The 16,080-nt window shown below is 58.7% G+C and carries 8 protein-coding genes; 3 read left to right on the top strand and 5 right to left on the bottom strand.

What is annotated here, in order from left to right:
• Positions 1–94: 94 nt before the first annotated feature.
• Positions 95–2,311 (bottom strand): LamG-like jellyroll fold domain-containing protein, encoded by a 2,217-nt coding sequence (locus BM436_RS20370; protein ID WP_093557365.1) that lies wholly within the window; start codon positions 2,309–2,311, stop codon positions 95–97.
• Between the two features lie 289 nt (positions 2,312–2,600).
• Here BM436_RS20370 and BM436_RS20365 point away from each other — a divergent pair, with 289 nt between their 5' ends.
• The 3 genes from BM436_RS20365 (at position 2,601) to BM436_RS20350 (ending at position 8,395) form a co-directional block, all read left to right on the top strand.
• Positions 2,601–2,918 carry a hypothetical protein gene (locus BM436_RS20365; protein ID WP_093557364.1) on the top strand — a complete coding sequence of 106 codons (318 nt, stop codon included), beginning with the start codon at positions 2,601–2,603 and terminating at the stop codon, positions 2,916–2,918.
• 108 nt (positions 2,919–3,026) lie between these two features.
• Positions 3,027–6,224: a ligand-binding sensor domain-containing diguanylate cyclase gene (locus BM436_RS20360; RefSeq protein WP_143133248.1), complete on the top strand. Its 3,198-nt coding sequence runs from the start codon at positions 3,027–3,029 to the stop codon at positions 6,222–6,224.
• Positions 6,225–6,544: 320 nt separating this feature from the next.
• On the top strand, positions 6,545–8,395 hold the full coding sequence (locus BM436_RS20350; RefSeq protein WP_143133247.1) for an NHL repeat-containing protein: 1,851 nt from the start codon (positions 6,545–6,547) through the stop codon (positions 8,393–8,395).
• A gap of 450 nt (positions 8,396–8,845) precedes the next feature.
• Here BM436_RS20350 and BM436_RS20345 read toward each other — a convergent pair whose 3' ends face one another.
• From BM436_RS20345 to BM436_RS20330, 4 genes are all read right to left on the bottom strand, one after another.
• Positions 8,846–11,812: an NACHT domain-containing protein gene (locus BM436_RS20345; protein ID WP_093557360.1), complete on the bottom strand. Its 2,967-nt coding sequence runs from the start codon at positions 11,810–11,812 to the stop codon at positions 8,846–8,848.
• A gap of 509 nt (positions 11,813–12,321) precedes the next feature.
• Complete coding sequence (locus BM436_RS36325) at positions 12,322–13,275, bottom strand: hypothetical protein (RefSeq protein ID WP_143133246.1); 954 nt, start codon at positions 13,273–13,275, stop codon at positions 12,322–12,324.
• Between the two features lie 41 nt (positions 13,276–13,316).
• Entirely contained in the window at positions 13,317–14,603 is a 1,287-nt protein-coding gene (locus BM436_RS36320; protein WP_143133245.1) for a hypothetical protein, read from the bottom strand.
• A 63-nt stretch (positions 14,604–14,666) separates the two neighbouring features.
• Positions 14,667–16,052, bottom strand: coding sequence for a trypsin-like serine protease (locus BM436_RS20330; RefSeq protein ID WP_093557357.1), 1,386 nt, complete (start codon positions 16,050–16,052; stop codon positions 14,667–14,669).
• Positions 16,053–16,080 lie beyond the last annotated feature (28 nt).

Below are 16,080 nucleotides of genomic sequence, written 5' to 3'. Positions count from 1 at the left end.
CTTGGAACTCCCCTCACCTTGCGCAACGGGGTGCGGCCGGCGTGTTCGAGCAGCACGCCGGCCAATTGCTCGGATGTGGATCAGCTGCGCATTGTCAGCTGTTATACAGCGTGGTGATGGCAGCTGCGCTCAGCGCCCCCCGGTAGATACGGAAGTCGTCGAGTTTCCCGTTGAAGTAAGGATCGGCGGAAAACTGCGAGCGGCCCAGCCAGTTCTGGCTGGTGTTGCCCAACCGGAACGGCGCGTGGAACATATTGGCATTGCTGCCGACACTCACGCCATTGATGTACAGGGTGCCGGTCTTGCCGGACAGCGTGACGGCCACGTGCACCCATTGTCCGAGGGCCAGCGCCGCCGTGTGGTTGATGCCCAGTTCGCCCTTGCCGCCGTTGACGGTGATGGCGAAGCGCGCCACGCCGGAGCCGGTACGCGGCGACAGGTACATGTACTGGCCGGTGCCGTCGCCGAAGTCGAATATGCGTTGCCAGTTGCTCGACGCGTTCCAGTAGACCCAGGTGGCAATGGTGAAGTCGCCGACGTCGAGCAAGGGATTGGCCGGCAGGCTGACATAGCCGGTGCTGCCGTTCAGCGACACCGCGTTGTTTTTCTTGCCCGCGACCCAGCTGGCGCCGCCCACCAGGGTGCCGGTGTGGCCCAGCCCCGTGGAATCGGCGGCGGTGGTGCCGCTGCTGGCGTCGAAGGTGAGATAGGTGTGCAGCGGCGTGCCGGTGATGACGGCGGCCTGGTTCGACGGCGCGGTTTCGCCCGACGGCGTAATGGCCGTCACCACGTAATAGCAGGTGCCGGTCGGCGCGGTGGTGTCGGTATAGGTCAGCAGGTCGGTAATGCCGGTCTGGATGGTCGTGTACGGGCCGCCCGATACCGTGGCGCGCTTGACGTTGTAGCTGGTGGCGTAGGCGCTGCCCCACCACGACAGCACCACCGGGCCGCCGCTGACATAGCCGGTCAGGCCGCTGGGCACGGCGCCGGTGGCGATCGGGTCGCGTCCGCAGGTCAGCGTGCCATAGCCCAGTTGGTCGTAGCCGCCGCTGTTCGGGTCGTAATAGCCGCTGCCGCCCTCGGGCTGCATTTGCAGCGTAAACTGTTTCGAATACGGCGCCGCCAGTCCCCGGCGGTTGACATAATGGTTGTACACCAGCGCCCAGCAGGGGCGCAGGTTGCCTATCCCTGTCGTCGAAAAGACGGTATGGTTGACGTTGTCGACGTTGTTGTACGGCACGAACGGCACGGTGTAGTACGTGGTGCCGGACTGGATCAGGTTGGACTTGGCGACGTATTCGGCGCCGGCCAGGAAGCGGTTGTTGTCATAGCCGTACAGGTCCACGCCCTGGTTCCACGCCATTTCGCAGATGGCGCCGCCCAGCGCGATGCCGAGCGTGGCGTGGCCCTGGTCGCGTCCCGACTCTTGCCACTGGCCGAGGTAGCCCGGGTGCAGGTAATACACCGATTTGAACAGGCGGCCATTGCCGCCGCCGCTCTTGAAGTAATTGACGGCTTCGTCGAACTTGGCGCCGTCGTCGCACAGCACGCCGATGGCCATGATGCAGGCGATCGCGCACAGGTCCCAGTTGGCCCAGTAATGGGTCCACTCGGTATTGTTGTGACGGACCAGGAAGTCTGTGCAGATCGGATAGAAAATGCCGGTCATCATGTTCTTGAATCTGGTCTGGTCGGCCGCCGCCCAGCCGCTGTAGCTGCGCATGATTTCGCCCGCGTTGGCGAATTCATAGCCATAGATGCCGGCCGCCAGCAGCGCGTTGGTATCGCCGCCGATGGCGGTCAGGACGGCCGACCAGCCATTCATGATCTGTACGGCCTTGTCGGCGTAGGCCGTGTCGCCTGAGATTTTCCAGCGCAGTGCGCAGTCATAGGCCGCCGCCACATCGTTGTACATTTTGCTGTAATTCTGCGCATGGACGCCATCGTCGCCACGGTACACCACCGCTTGCGGCGACGGGTTATAGGTGGTTTGCGCGTGCCAATTGCTGGTCAACAGGTTCCAGCTGCCGGACCACGGGCTGGTGGTGTACTTCGCCGCCATCCGCGTGAAGTCGGCCGCGGTGTGCAGCAGGCCGGGATGGACGAACGGCGTGGGCGCGCCGGCCGTGCGCGGCGCCGAAGTGGCTGAGGAGGACAGCAGCTCGCCCGCGCCGCCGCCGCAGGCGGTCAGCGCCAGTGCGCCCAGGCTGTACAGGAAACTGCGGCGCGACAGGTGCTGCGCCAGCTCTGCGTTGTCTGCGCTGGTGGGGAAGGCGAGGGAAGTATCGACGTGATTGTTTGGCTGCGTCATTCGGAGGTCTCCATGAAGGGCGGCGTTGATTTTGTGAGTGTTCTGACAGCGCACTGATGCTAACAGAGCAGCAGTTATTGTTGTTATCGATAACTGATATCGATATCAGTTATAATTGTGTATTTATTGCATAGCTGGCCATCGCCTCGCTATGAAGCGCCGGTGCGGGCAGGGGGGTGAAGGCACGGTTGTGAGTGGATAAAATCATACGTTTGTTGAGAAAACACAACAAATCGCGGTCTTTTGTTGTCAAAAGAGGAATGAGGTGTCCGTTGCGTAGAAAGTATGCATGACTAGCAAAAAGTTCTTTTCGGCGTTCGACCAGGAGCGCAGGCTGCGCGAATTCGGCGGCGTGCGTAACCGGGGACCGTGGCAATTCTTGCTCATTGAAGGAATTGGCTACTTCGCTGTCGTGCTGTTTTCCATCTGCGTTACCGACTGGCTTAACGCCGGCCTGCCATCCCATCCCGCCGGCTGGTATCGGATGCTGGCCATCTCGCTGGCGCTTGGGATGTCGTGGGCGGGAATACACCTCGGCTGGATCGAATACCGGTTCCGGTCGGGAAATGGCGGGGCGGCGAACGCTAGCGGTGCTACACGCGATTAAAAGGCCCTGGCGTTCTGGTAAGCGGGGAACGGCGCCTGATACAATGTTTCAGATGAGATAAGCAGCGCCGCGTGCATGGCTGGCGTATAGCTTCCATGCGGAGGAAAATTGAAGACTGAAAAACCGCAGCCCATTACTGGAACCCGAGGCTGGGCCGATCGTTGGCTCCGGCCACTGCTGTTCTCCGCGTTTTTTCAGGCATCGCTGGCATGCGCCGGCGCTCAGCATCTTGCCGAACCCCAATTCGTTCAGACGCTCACCAACAACAGCATTATGGATGGGGTGGTCTCCGCGGTGGCGCAGGATGCCCAGGGTTATATCTGGGCGGGCGGGGCAACCGGCGTCGCGCGCTATGATGGCTATCACTTCGTCAGGTTTCCACTGAAGGCGCATGCCGGCGATGCCGAGGTGATCAGTTCGGTCACGACGATCGCGGCCGGGCGCGATGGACGGCTTTGGCTGGGCCTGGTGTCCGTCGGGCTGGTGGCGCTGGACCCGCGCACCGGGCGCTCCGTGTTTTACCGTCACGATCCGAAGAACCCGCATTCGCTGGCCGACGGTTCGGTGCGCGCCATCGTGTCCGATGGCGCCGACGGCTTCTGGATCGGCACGCAGGGTGCCGGACTGGATCACTTCGATCCGGCCACGGGCAGGTTTGCGCATTTCCGCGCCGCGCATGACGGCCTGCCGGACGACGATATTGCGGCCTTGCTACTCGACAGCCGCGGCGACCTGTGGGTGGGCGGCGCGAACGGATTGGTGCGCAAGCCGCGCGCGGCCGACCGCTACGCGCCCGTGCTGAGCGATCCCCGGGACGCGGCAAGGCTGGCCCGTCAAGGGGTATCCAGGCTGCGGGAAGACCGGCGGGGCCGCCTGTGGGTCGGCACACAGAGTGGCGGCCTGTTGATTGTGGACCCGGCTTCCGGGCAGGCCACGTGGCTGGTCGACGGCGAGGCCGTGTCGAGCGGCCCGGTCAGCGCCATCGAGGAAGCCGATGGCAACCAGATGTGGATAGGGCGGTCCAACGGTATAGAAATCCGGGCCGCCGACAGCGGCGCGGCGCGGCAATGGATACGGCACGTCGCCGGACGGACCGGCTCGCTGGCGTCGCCGGATGTGCAGGGCATCGTGCGCGACCGTTCGGGCGTGCTGTTTGTCGGCATGTATGGCGGTGGTGTGCAGCGCTATGTGCCGCCGCTGCCGGGCATTTTCGTCCATAGGCCGGCGCTGGACGATCCATGGGATGGCATTGGCATCCGCAGCATCCTGGAAATGCGCAATGGCGAAATCTGGCTGGGGCGCGCCTTGCGTGGCATATCCGTGCTCGACCAGGGCTTGCGGCGCGCGGGCGACATCGCGCTGCCCGGCCAGTCCGGCGGCGGCGGTGCGCCCGCCGGGATGGTGGCCGCCATGGCGCAGGGGCCCGACGGCCATGCCTGGATCGGCGCCGACAACGGCCTGTATGAATTCGACGAGGGCAGGCGCTTCGTTCGCCGTTACGACGTCGGCGGCAAGATCCGGCGCATGCTGGCCGACCGCGATGGCGTGGTATGGATCGGTACCGGCAATGGATTGCTGCGCAGGGACCCGGGCGCGGCCACGCTCGCGCCGGTGATGCTGGCGCGGGGTGGCCCGATGCGCGGCAATGTCGACGCCCTGGCGCAGGATCCCGCGGGACGTGTCTGGGCCGGCAATGTCGCGGGCATTTTCCGGATCGACACCGCCACCGGCACGGCGCACAAACTGGAGGCGGCGCCCACGCCGGCCGACGGCCACCACGCCGTGAAAGGCATGCTGGCCGATGCCGCCGGGCTCTGGATCGACTCCGATGGCGGCCGCTATCGAATCGACCGGATCGATGGCGACCAGGCGCGCTACACGCTGGCCTTCGGCAGGACAGGGCCGGGCGGGCATGCCATTGGCGCCAATTTGCTGCGCGATCAGGCCGGAAGGATATGGACCCACCGGGGCGTGCACGACCCGGCCGCGCGGCGTTATGATGAACTGAGCGTTGCCGACGGCGTCGATATCGGGACTGGCTGGTTCCGCTCCTATACGCAATTGCGCGACGGTCGCATGCTGTTCGGTGGCACGGCCGGCCTGCTGCAGGTGGAGCCGGACAAATACGCGGCCTGGTTGTATCGCCCGCCGGTGGTGCTGACCGCCCTGTCGGTTGGCGCGCGGCCGGTGGACCTCCCGGCAGCCGGCAAGATTACCATCGCTCCGCCGCGGCGCTCGTTCCGCGCCGAGTTTTCCGCGCTCGACTACAGTTTCCCCGAACGCAACCGCTATCGCTACCGGCTGCAGGGGTATGATTCCGGCTGGCGCGAGACGGGCGCGAACCTGCGCGTGGCCAGCTACGACAATTTGCCGCCCGGCGAATACGTCTTGCAGGTGCAGGGCAGTAACCGCGATGGCGCGTGGAGCGATGCGGTGGCGTCGCTCGCGGTGACCAGTTTGCCGGCCTGGTGGGAAACATGGTGGGCCAGGCTGGGCATGCTGGCGCTGGCCGGCACTGCCGTGATGGGCGTGGTGCAGTGGCGTACGCTGCGCCTGCGCCGCAGGAAGGAGGAACTGGAGTTGCGCGTCGCCGAGCGGACCGCGGAGTTGCAGGAGGTCTCGGCCGCGCTGGCGGTGAAGTCGCAGGCGCTGGAATTGGCCAGCCTGACCGACCCGCTGACCGGTTTGCACAACCGGCGCTTTCTTTCCGAACACATCGATGCGGACGTCGCGCTGTGCGTGCGCCGCCATGAAGACCGCCTGCGCCGCGCAGGGGCGCCCGCCGACGATGCCGACCTGATTTTCTTCCTGATCGATATCGATCATTTCAAGCACGTGAATGACCAGCATGGGCATGCGGCGGGCGACGCGGTGTTGTGCCAGATGCGGTACCGGCTGCAGGCCATCTTCCGCGAGAGCGATTATGTGATTCGTTGGGGCGGCGAGGAATTCCTGGTGGTCGCGCGCGGCACGCGGCGTGAACGCGCGGCGGAATTGGCCGAACGCACGCGCGCGGCGATCGCCGACGAGCCGTTCACGCTGCCGGATGGCGGCGCGTTGCCGAAAACCTGTTCGATCGGTTATGCCTGTTTCCCGCTCGCCTGCAAATTCCCGCGCCTGCTGGACTGGCAGGCCGTGGGAGAGCTTGCCGATGCCGCCTTGTATTTGGTGAAGAACAGCGGGCGCAACGGGTGGTATGGGGTGACGGCGGTGGAGACCCAGGATGTGGAAGGCCTGCGGCATTTGATGCGGCAGCCTTTGGCGGAATGGGAAGGGAATGGCGGGACTATCATTCAGCGCTCCTGACGCCATGTCGGCGGGCGATTTGAGCTGCCACAGGCGCCTCGGCCAGTCCATGTTTTTCGCCGCCCTGCACATTGATGACGACGCGCGGATACGACGTCAGTTCAGGGTAGGTGCCATCCACGCGCAATACTTACGGTATGGCGATACGACTATGCCGGCGTATATTCAGAAATGTATAATTATTAAATTGGTAACTCCCGAGTGAAATTATGCGGTTGCGTCTTGTATCGGTTGCGGTGGTAATGGGGTTGATGTTGTCGGCCTGTGGCGGCGGAGGCGGTGGCCCCGCACCCGTGCCGGATCCGGGTCCGCCCAAGGGGATGACTGTGCTGGCGGGGATGCCTGGCGGTTCCGGCAATGCCGATGGCGTGACGGGCCGCCTGTTTGATCCGCTGGCGCTGGCCATCGGTCCGGATGGCGTGCTCTACGCCAGCGCCTCGGCAGTCACCGGCAACTGGGGCGCCACCGTGCGCCGCATTGCGCCCGGTGCGGATGGGACCATGGTGGTGAGCACGCGCTGGCGGGGAACTGGGAGTGAAGCCCACCGCGCGCTGGCGGCCGATGCGTCGGGCAACTTGTATGGCATAGCCGGCAACCGTATCGTGCGCATCGGGGCCGACGGCGTGGAAACGCTGGTGGCGGGGAGTGAGAGTACGGAAGGGTGGAGTGGCAGTGGCGATGGCACTGGCGCCCAGGCCCGCTTTGTCATGCCGACCGCACTGGCGGTTGATGGCGCGGGGCTGGTCTATGTCGCTGACTTGAATCGCATCCGCACCGTGACCCCGGCCGGGGAAGTGCGCACCCATGTGGCGGCCAGCAATGCCTTGTTCGACCAGTATGGCGAACTGTATGGCAAGCCGATGGGCGTGGTCCGCAGTGTCAGCGGGCTGGCGTTCGATGGCGCCGGCAACCTCGTGATTGCGGTGGCGGACCCGGATGCCTTTGTACGCAAAGTGACGCCGGCAGGCGTACGGGTCGATACCAAGCTGAAGGCCATCAGCGCCGTGGCGGCGGACCGTGGCGGTAACCTGTATGGCTTCACGCAATGCGCGTTGTACAAGGAAGATACGGCCGGCGTGGTGTCGCTGCTGGCAGGGGCCAATACCCGCCGCGGCGCGGTCGACGGCGCCGGCGGCGTCGCCAGCTTTGGCCTCGCGGATTCGGATGCGTGCGATGCCCGCCTTGCCGCCGATGGCAGCGGCAATGTGTATGTCACCGACCAGGCCAACAGTGTCGTGCGCAAAGTCACGCCCGCCGGTATGGTCAGCACGGTGGCGGGCAAGACGCCCTCGCCTGGCCTGGTGGATGGCGCGGGCGCGGCAGCGCGTTTCCAGCGGGACGCGCAAGACCTGACCTACGACGGCAAGGATAGCCTGTACCTGGTGCAGGGCGACAAGGTGCGCAAAGTCACCCGTGCCGGTATGGTCACGACGCTGAAACTGCCCCAGAAGGATGCGAGCCAGAACACCATGCGGTATTTCGCCGGCGGCATGGCCCACCAAGGCAGTCTGATTGGCGTGGCGGGCCGGGTGGTGTATGTGGTCGATGAAAACGGCGGCATGCGCGTGCTGGCCGGTTCGTCCAGCGTGGCGGGCAAAACCGATGGCACGGGCGTGCAAGCCGGGTTTGACACGGTCTGCGGCGTGACGCGCGATGGCGGCGGCAACCTGTACCTGCTGGATTGCTATGCGCAGCACAGCGACCCGAACGGCTTCCCGGACGGGTTTGAAAACCGCATCCGCAAGGTGACGCCGGGGGGCGTGGTGACGACGATGTATGTCGCGCCCAAGGATGACGGCACGCGCCAGCCATGGAGTCTGGTGGCTGACCGCCAGGGCAATCTGTTTGCGTCGACCAATAACAATGCCGTGCTGAAGTTTTCGTCCACCGGCAGCGTGTCGACCATGGCGGTGGACCAGAAATACTATGGCTGGATGGCGGTGGATGCGCAGGGAAATCTGTTCCTGGCCAATGCCAATTTGCCGCCGACGCAGGTGCAAATGATCGGCCCATCGGGACAAGCGCAAATCGTCGCCGGCCGCAACGACCAGTTTGGTTTGATTCCATCGCCGATGCCGGGCAGCCTGGGGCTGTTGGGTGGCATGACCATCGATGAGCGGGGCGCGCTGTATGTGTTGACGGAAAACTCGGTGGTGAGCATCGTGCGCTAGCGATGCAAGCTGGGTATCAAGGCCGGGACGTGATTCTGGCCATGCCGACATGCTTGGCGCCCAGTTCCGTCCAATAATAACAACGGTGGGGATGGAGGGACGGGCCGGAAATGGGCCAGAAACAAAAAAGCCCACGAGCCGAAATTCGTGGACTTCCTCGACAATTCGTGGCGGGCCGTGCGGGATTCGAATCTGCGACCAACGGATTAAAAGTCCGGTGGGGCGCAGTAGTTACCTTTGACGCTCAGCATGTATAAACGCCCATCCACCTGCAAACATAGCTAATAGCGCGCCGAGTCAATTGGCTCCTTGCGAGGACCAGAACAGGACCAGAGCGGGCCGTAGAACCGTACATTGACCGGATTCTTGACTGGTCAGCAGAGCGTAGACTCCTTGCTTCAGCACGCTAAGAGCTGTTGGCTGCAGCTAATGATTGATATCCCCAGCAAGTTAGGAGTTCCAAAAATCGGCTATCCCAGGAATGCTGCTATTTCGCCGCGAAATTTCAGCAGGAGACACATGGAATACCAGTCGCTTCTTTGGTTGCTTTTTGGCAACAAGTGGTTCCCACGATGCCAGTTTGCATTGGGTGAGTCGATTAAGAAATTGTGTCCATTTCGCCAATCCGAGCCTCGTTGCCCAGCCTAACCGTTCCGAGTCCGGTTCTAGGTTGTCATGCATTACTACTATGGGTGCATCCGGGCGGCTTACCAGCGATTCAATAAAGTAGTTAGCCGTATCTAGCCATTCCAGGGTCGCAGCAGATGCTTGTTTTGCAATAACTCCAGCCTCTTCCAAGACGGTGCGGACGCTCGCGGTCGTGTCACAATAACTCCCCGGAGCTTGCATTTTTTGGATCATTTCAGGCGCGACACCACGAAGCAGGCTAAGCGTTGAGGCTTCATCCACAGTTAGGTATTTGATGGATGTTTCTTTGATATCAATGATGGGGGCATCCCGCGAGATTTTAAGTTGATCGATTTTGGCACCGCGCATTGTGAGTTGCTTCCCTCGGCCCATACTCAATTCAACGGTTTGGAATTCAAGCTCTGACGCTGCCAGAGTGGGGGGCATGCCCCCGCTGTGATTTAGAAGCGCGGTCCAGAGAGCTCCAACGTTTTTCTTCCAGATCGAAGACGTGCCGCCAGCGGGACGGAGGATGTCCAGGACGCTTTGCGCCACGTTTACGTTGGCTGCGACAAACCACTCAATGACAGCTGTATTAATCGCCGCCTTGCTGAAAACGTTGTTGACGTAAGTCATTTCGACTCCTGCCGCACAACGCCGTTGCAAGCTTAGAGACAGAAAACAATCGAAGATTACTTCGTGAGAGAATCCAAATTTGCTGTCCCCAGCAACCATTTCTCCGACTGATAGGCCGCACAGCGAGGTTAGACGACGTCGCAATCCGGGTCTTTCTTTATCGATGTCATTGAACCCTAGCGCCGCACTAGCACAAAGTTCCAGATCTGATTGCTCAAGCTCTCTCTTGCCTTCAATGTGCATCATCTCAGCGAACTCACTGAACAGAGTTTGAAGCTCTAACTTAGAGAGAATAGGCGCGTTATTTTGGTCCGCAATTTTCGTTGATTCACGCGAGAGGTATTGTTCAACAACGATCTGGAAGACTCCAGTCGGTTCCTCACCATTGGATCGAGACGTCGTAGACCAGGTCGCAAATGCTTTGGCAAAGAAGGGGATAGTCAGCAACCGCCAGTCACGTGCACTGAGGTCGGTCAGGGCCGTTGCAGGAACGCCATAGCTATGCAGGAATGCTGTTGTATCTTCTGGTGTCCATGGCTGAATATCCGCAACCGTATGTTCCACATTCAGGTCCGTTGTCTCGCTAAGAGAGCGACGATACCGGGTCATATAGTAAGAAGAGCGGGCAGAGGCGATCATAACTCCTCGGCCGCGCAAATCCTTGAACCATCCTTCTAGAGAGCCGAGCGGATTATCATAGCCACTGCTGCCCAGAAGTTCATCGAAACCATCGACGATAAGCACAAGCAAACCGTTTCGGCATAGGACCTTCGCGCTATGGTTGTTTAGTATGTGTGTAATGCTGAGTGAAGTGTTAATCGCATCGTCTAGGTTGGAAAGAGCGCGTCCTGTAGAGCTAACGAACAAATAGAGCGGTGATTCGACTGTCGGATTTGTTTCGACTGCATGGGCACGAGCACGGGCGAGCGTCAGTAGATAATCAGTCTTACCCATGCCTGCGTCGCCGACAACAAAATATACGGTTGTGAAATTCTTTGAGGGCTGGCAAGAATTGTCGGCGCGCGCTTGAAGGTTAATTGGAGTCACCTGAACAGGCGACGAATCATCAGGAGTCTCGGCCTCTTCGACTAGCACCGCCGTGATTTTCATGCCGCCTGTCGGCTGTGATGTTCCCATCTCAGCCACTTGTTTGCGCCGCTCTTGTTCGTCAAGCTCTATGCGGACGCGTCGCGCCAGTAGAGTCCAATTCGCAATTTTTCGGAGGAAACTGGAAAATCCAATCCAAGTGTTAGCGCTGACGTCAAACCATTCGTATCGATTATCTTGCCCGCGACGGAACATATCCGTCCTGTGAGTATTGCCCTGGCTGCTCGCCTGGGTCCAAGTTACAAAAATAACACCAGCGTGCTCGCCTTCACCGAAGTCATAAGGCGGCGGAGAATGATCTTCACAGAAACCCGCAATATCTCGTGTAATTTCAAATACGAACTGGCCGAAATGCTTTTCTGTGGGATCTTTGCTAAGAAATGTCGTACGAAACGCTGCCGTATTCTCAGGTCTCTGATTGCGATAGGCGCCAATGGACGGGCATAGGTAATACACGCCATCGGTGTCAAAGGTTGAGTAGATCCCAATTACACCTTGCGCTGCGTTGAAGTCCCACAACGGGGCAACTTCTTGATTGTCCGCTCCACATGAGAGCCGAATCGACGTAGGGGTCGCCGCATAGCAGAATTTGCTGACCTGAGTTTCAATGTGTTGACCGACTATCTCAGAAAATTCGCGCAAGGCTGTGCAGATAGCGGCGGCAGAAGCATCTTCGACGGGAATTGGCGTGCCATGCGAAAGTTCATCGCGGATGGCCTTAAAGCCTTTGCCATCATGGATGTTCCTGGAAAATTCATTAAGAAGTCTCTCTGCGAACTCGCGCCACCCAACGATAACAGGGTCTAGGCTAGCGGTCCATTTCTTGGCAAGTTTAATTCCGCTTAGCATTTGCCCAACTCCCGGCGTGTCACCGAGCTTAATTGGGGCGGCTGTCCGACCGCTATAAGCTGCAAGCAGAGTAAGGGCAACTTTTATCTGAAAATCTACGAGTGCCGCATATTCGCGAGCATCTGATGGCGAGCCTGTGAGGCGTTTAACGTACGGCATTGAATAGCCGCGAATGAGGTCTAACAGATTACCTTGCATGAAGCTCCCTAGTTTGGCTGCGTTCACTGAGCGACTACAGTCGTCGCGATACTAGCGCAGTCTATGTCTTCGGGTACTAAACAGTCAATCTTCTTCAAGTGTCGCTGGCGATTCACCTCAGCATGCGGTTCAAGCTGCATCGGCCTAGACGGTGCCATAGCGAGCGGAGTCGAGGGCGGAGGGCAGTTGGTTTCAACTCCGCCCCTTATATCCCCCAGAGAACGATGTACACCGACCCAGGCAAGTAAACTGATCTTCGAAAAATACGGCATGGCCGAAGCCACCGCCGTCAAGCCGGTGGTCGGTGCGTAAGACAAGGCGTTCTTCGTCAAGCACGAGGACAACTATCGACCAGACGCACAAGGACGTCAAGACTATTTACGAAGCCGCCCATGGTGCTAAGAAAAAGCCTGTCAAGTAAGAGCATTGCATGCAGCGCATCTGGCACGCGCATTTGCGTGGTAGCTATGCCTTAGCCGCCGTGGGCGGCTTTGGGGGAGCTTGTTGGCTCATTGGACATTCTTGCTGTCCTGTTTGCGGGCTTTGGTATCGGTATCCCTGTTTGCACGCGCCCAGGGGTCGGGCAGGAATATCAGGCCAAATCCAATTGTGCTCTGCGGCACGGTGTAGTTGGACAAGGTACGCATGGGACCGTGATGGTAGCGAAGGTAAAAGGGGAGGCCGCCATAGACAATGGATATGTCTGCATTCCAGGAGTCGGTATGCAAACCTTTGTCGCCGACAGTCCATTCGATTCCGGCATCCGCACGCCAGAACTTGGCGCGCGCCCGGAATTGCAGGCGGTCATAGTCGGAGAGTTTGGACCGGGAGTTGGCCAGCGGTCCCCAGCTGACGTCGCCATCCTGAGCAAAATAAAGCTTGCCGCTGGCCGTGAGTTGATAGTTCTCACGCCACCTTTTGCCACCCTCCAGCGACACGTAGTTTGAGCTACGGCTCATGCCGTCAAAGTAAGCATGATCGCCAATGGCATAGGCATGCGCGGCCCGTTCCTGAACCAGCGGATCGCTGGGGTCCTGGACTTGACCGTTCGAGCGATGCTGGATGCCGACATCTACGTAGGATCCCTCTTTGTCGCGCCAACGAAAATGTCCAGAGGGATTGCTGGTTCGGTTAATCACCGGCCCAGACGGGCGGGTCCCTGCATAGAAATCAAACTCTCCGTTATAGGCAAGAAACCATTCGCTGCAATCTCTCTCATCAGTTGCGTCCGGCGTAGCAGCCCGGCAGGGCATGTGATGAGATTCATCCGAGATGATGCTATAGCGGAACGAGTAGCGGGCGTTCAGCGCAGTCTCGTCATTTTGGGCGCGCTGAACAATCGCATGGCTTGATTCGAAAGGCACAAGGCGAGACAAATAGCGGCTATCCCCACCATTGGCCAACTCTTGGGCAAACACTGCAGGAGAAAGTGCCAGCGACGCTGCCCAGGCCAAGGTCGTCATGTGTCTGTGAACATGCATCATAAAAGACTTCCCTCTTTTGTTTATTTTTTTGCCGCAGAGTCTTTGGCTTCCGTTTCCTTGGGGTTTTCCCCGCTGACGAAGTTGTAGCTGAGACCCCACGCCCACGCGCCGCTGCTGGCCGCACCGTTCTGGCCCTTTTGGCGGAAGTAGCCGCCAAAAACCGCATAGGAGACCGGCAGGTTGGTGCCCAATACATTGGACTTGAGTTGATAGGACACGCCTAGGCCGATGGAGTCGAGTGGCTTGTCATGTGCATTGACCATGAGCTTCACCCCGAAATTTTTCAGGGAAGTTAGGCCGTGATCGGTCAGAATATCGCCGACCATATAATTCAGCCCCAGGTACATATTTCCCGATTTCTTCTTTTCCGTGATGCTCTTTGTGGCCTTGTCGTAAGTCAGTTCTTTCAGCGAATTGAGGCGGGCTTCGGTGGACAGGTACCAGTGTTCTTCCGGTCCGGTGATTATGGTCGCAGATTTGGTTTTGCGTTCATCAGCGCCGGTACCCTTCACATCGAGCTTCAAATTGGCGCGCTTTTCCTGCAGCGTGTAACCGTCGCCGTATATGCAGTACCGGTCCTCGTCCGTATTGGTTGTTGACTTATCTGCCTTGATAAGTGAGCTTGCCAACTGTTTGGCCTGATTCTGAAGCAGCGTCGACCGTTGTTCTTCGTTGAACGCCACAAACTCAGGAATGTCCTTGCAATCGCCTGGTACAATGTAGCCGATTCTTATCTCATGCCCTTTTTCCCATATCTCCCTCCCTGGTTCGAACAATTTCATTTCGGGAGGGCGACCAGACTTTGTGAACCCGATAGATTGATTTTTAAAGGTGGGCTTTTCAAATGCTGGGATCGGCGTGAATTGATCCCTGTGATAAAAGCGGAGAGGCGGGTCTTGCATAAATTTACTGTGGTCAGGGTCCAATGGCAGTGAGGATATATATATCCAACTGGCGGAAGGGTTTTTCTCAGGAGAGTCTTGCGCTGATGGTGTGAAAAAATTCTTGCCTTGATTTTCCGCAATTGTTTCAGCCTTCGCCTTTTCTTTGAGTTGTTCGGGAGTCAAAGGCTTAGACTCTTCTTTTTTTGGAGCGGAGGCTGCCTGAAGAGCTGTAACGGCCTTGTTGGCAGCCTCCGCTGCGACGGCCGCTGCCTTGGCTGCTGCTGCGGCAGCTTGCGCCGCATCCTCGGCTGCCTTGGCTAATTTAGCTATATCACTGTTGCTCTTGTTGGCGGCATCGGCACATGTCGGGGCCAGCAGCGCAAGACTGAGAGTGGTTATTGGCAGAAAACGATAGTAGTCCATGAGAGCCCTTTTTTGAGTTGCTGTTGAATGCTACATTGGAAAAGACTACTGAATCCTGAAGCGCTAGTTTTTGATTTTGCTTCGTATCCATCCGGCATAGGTATCGACCCGCATACTGCTTCCGCTCACGTCGCAAAACTTTGAACCGAAGGCGGTGACGCCAATAATTTGCCATCCCTTTGTCGGTGTCAGCCGCATGGCGGGACCGCCTGAGTCATAGCGGCAAGTTAGTTGGCCTTTGGCATTTGCTTGATAGCTGAAGATAAAATCATCCATGGAGCTGATGGGCAATTTTGCACTGCGCTTTTTGTCTGTCTCTTTGTAATTGGGCTTGCCATTGCTATCGATGTTGTTGTACCCGAATCCCACAAAAAGCAATTCTTCTTTGGTGTTGTAAATATTCTTTAAGGATGGGTCGCCTTCATACAAGGATAGGGGGCGTTCGGTTTGCGCAGTCTTAAGGTAGATGAGCGCGACATCGTTTTTGGTAGTGTCATTCCCGTCGATGGATGTCTTGGCGTATGTAAATTTCCAGGGGGCCTCTCCTGTTGGATAGGTAACTCCGCTGATCGGTATTGGAGAGATGGCGGCGACGGTATCGTAGCCGAGCACGAAGTAGTATCTTCCTGCGTTAAATTCGTTTTCGTAGTCTCCAGCAACGCAGTGTGCTGCAGTGAGGACTGATTTGCTGGCAATCAACGTGCCGGTGCAATGAGTCTCGTATTTATTTTCCGCATTTTTCTTTGCAATAACGCCTACAGCGCCGAAATCTTGTGTGATTGGGCTATGAAGCATGAAGGGAACGACTGCCCCACCCATCATAGGGGCACGAGTAACTGATAGCGTTATGTCCAGTGCGCCCTTGCTTTGGTTGACACACCCGTTATCGCTAAGCCCCGCTGTTGTGCGCACATCTGCGGTAACCGTTGCAGCGCTGTTCCGTTTTGCTTCGAACTCGATTACACCGTTTTCGTCCGGGACGACAGTGCGGTTTTCTGAGTCGCGCAGAAAAATCATGTCGGCAGCCCCATCGCCAGCCAGTTTAGAGTTGATGGCGACGCGGTACTTTCCCGGCAAGGTGTCTGCGCCGAATTTAATGAGGAATTTTGATGTCGCGGTAGCTGCTACGGCTTTCGTGCCTGCCGCCAAACATCCATTCGCGCCGCCCCCCATTTTTGCGATCGCCGATAATTTCAGTCGTTTTTCGGTCTCGGAACTGAGTCCCGGGATGATTTCAGCAAAGGCTGATGGGGCGGATGGTGTGTGCGTAAATGTGTGCTTTAGAGATAGCTTGCCGAGAGCTTGAAGGAACTTACCATCGCTCTTTGACAGATAGGCGCTGGTCGATGGTTCCACTTCAACTGTAAAACTCATCGGTTCAGCGCCTGCGCTGGCGCAGGTGCTGAATAGGGCGCTGAGGCAAAAACTCTTCTTTGAAGGCTTGTGCATGAGCAACTCCTTGCGCAAAATCAATGTT

This window comes from Pseudoduganella namucuonensis (assembly GCF_900116645.1).
Taxonomy (GTDB): domain Bacteria; phylum Pseudomonadota; class Gammaproteobacteria; order Burkholderiales; family Burkholderiaceae_D; genus Rugamonas; species Rugamonas namucuonensis.
Note: the sequence above shows the minus strand (reverse complement) of the source record. Positions and strands in the feature narration are given on the sequence as shown.

Coding starts and splice junctions, on each gene's coding strand:
- BM436_RS20370 (WP_093557365.1), bottom strand. CDS start 2,311: ATGACGCAGCCAAACAATCACGTCGATACTTCCCTCGCCTTCCCCACC.
- BM436_RS20365 (WP_093557364.1), top strand. CDS start 2,601: ATGACTAGCAAAAAGTTCTTTTCGGCGTTCGACCAGGAGCGCAGGCTG.
- BM436_RS20350 (WP_143133247.1), top strand. CDS start 6,545: ATGACTGTGCTGGCGGGGATGCCTGGCGGTTCCGGCAATGCCGATGGC.
- BM436_RS20345 (WP_093557360.1), bottom strand. CDS start 11,812: ATGCAAGGTAATCTGTTAGACCTCATTCGCGGCTATTCAATGCCGTAC.
- BM436_RS36325 (WP_143133246.1), bottom strand. CDS start 13,275: ATGACGACCTTGGCCTGGGCAGCGTCGCTGGCACTTTCTCCTGCAGTG.
- BM436_RS36320 (WP_143133245.1), bottom strand. CDS start 14,603: ATGGACTACTATCGTTTTCTGCCAATAACCACTCTCAGTCTTGCGCTG.
- BM436_RS20330 (WP_093557357.1), bottom strand. CDS start 16,052: ATGCACAAGCCTTCAAAGAAGAGTTTTTGCCTCAGCGCCCTATTCAGC.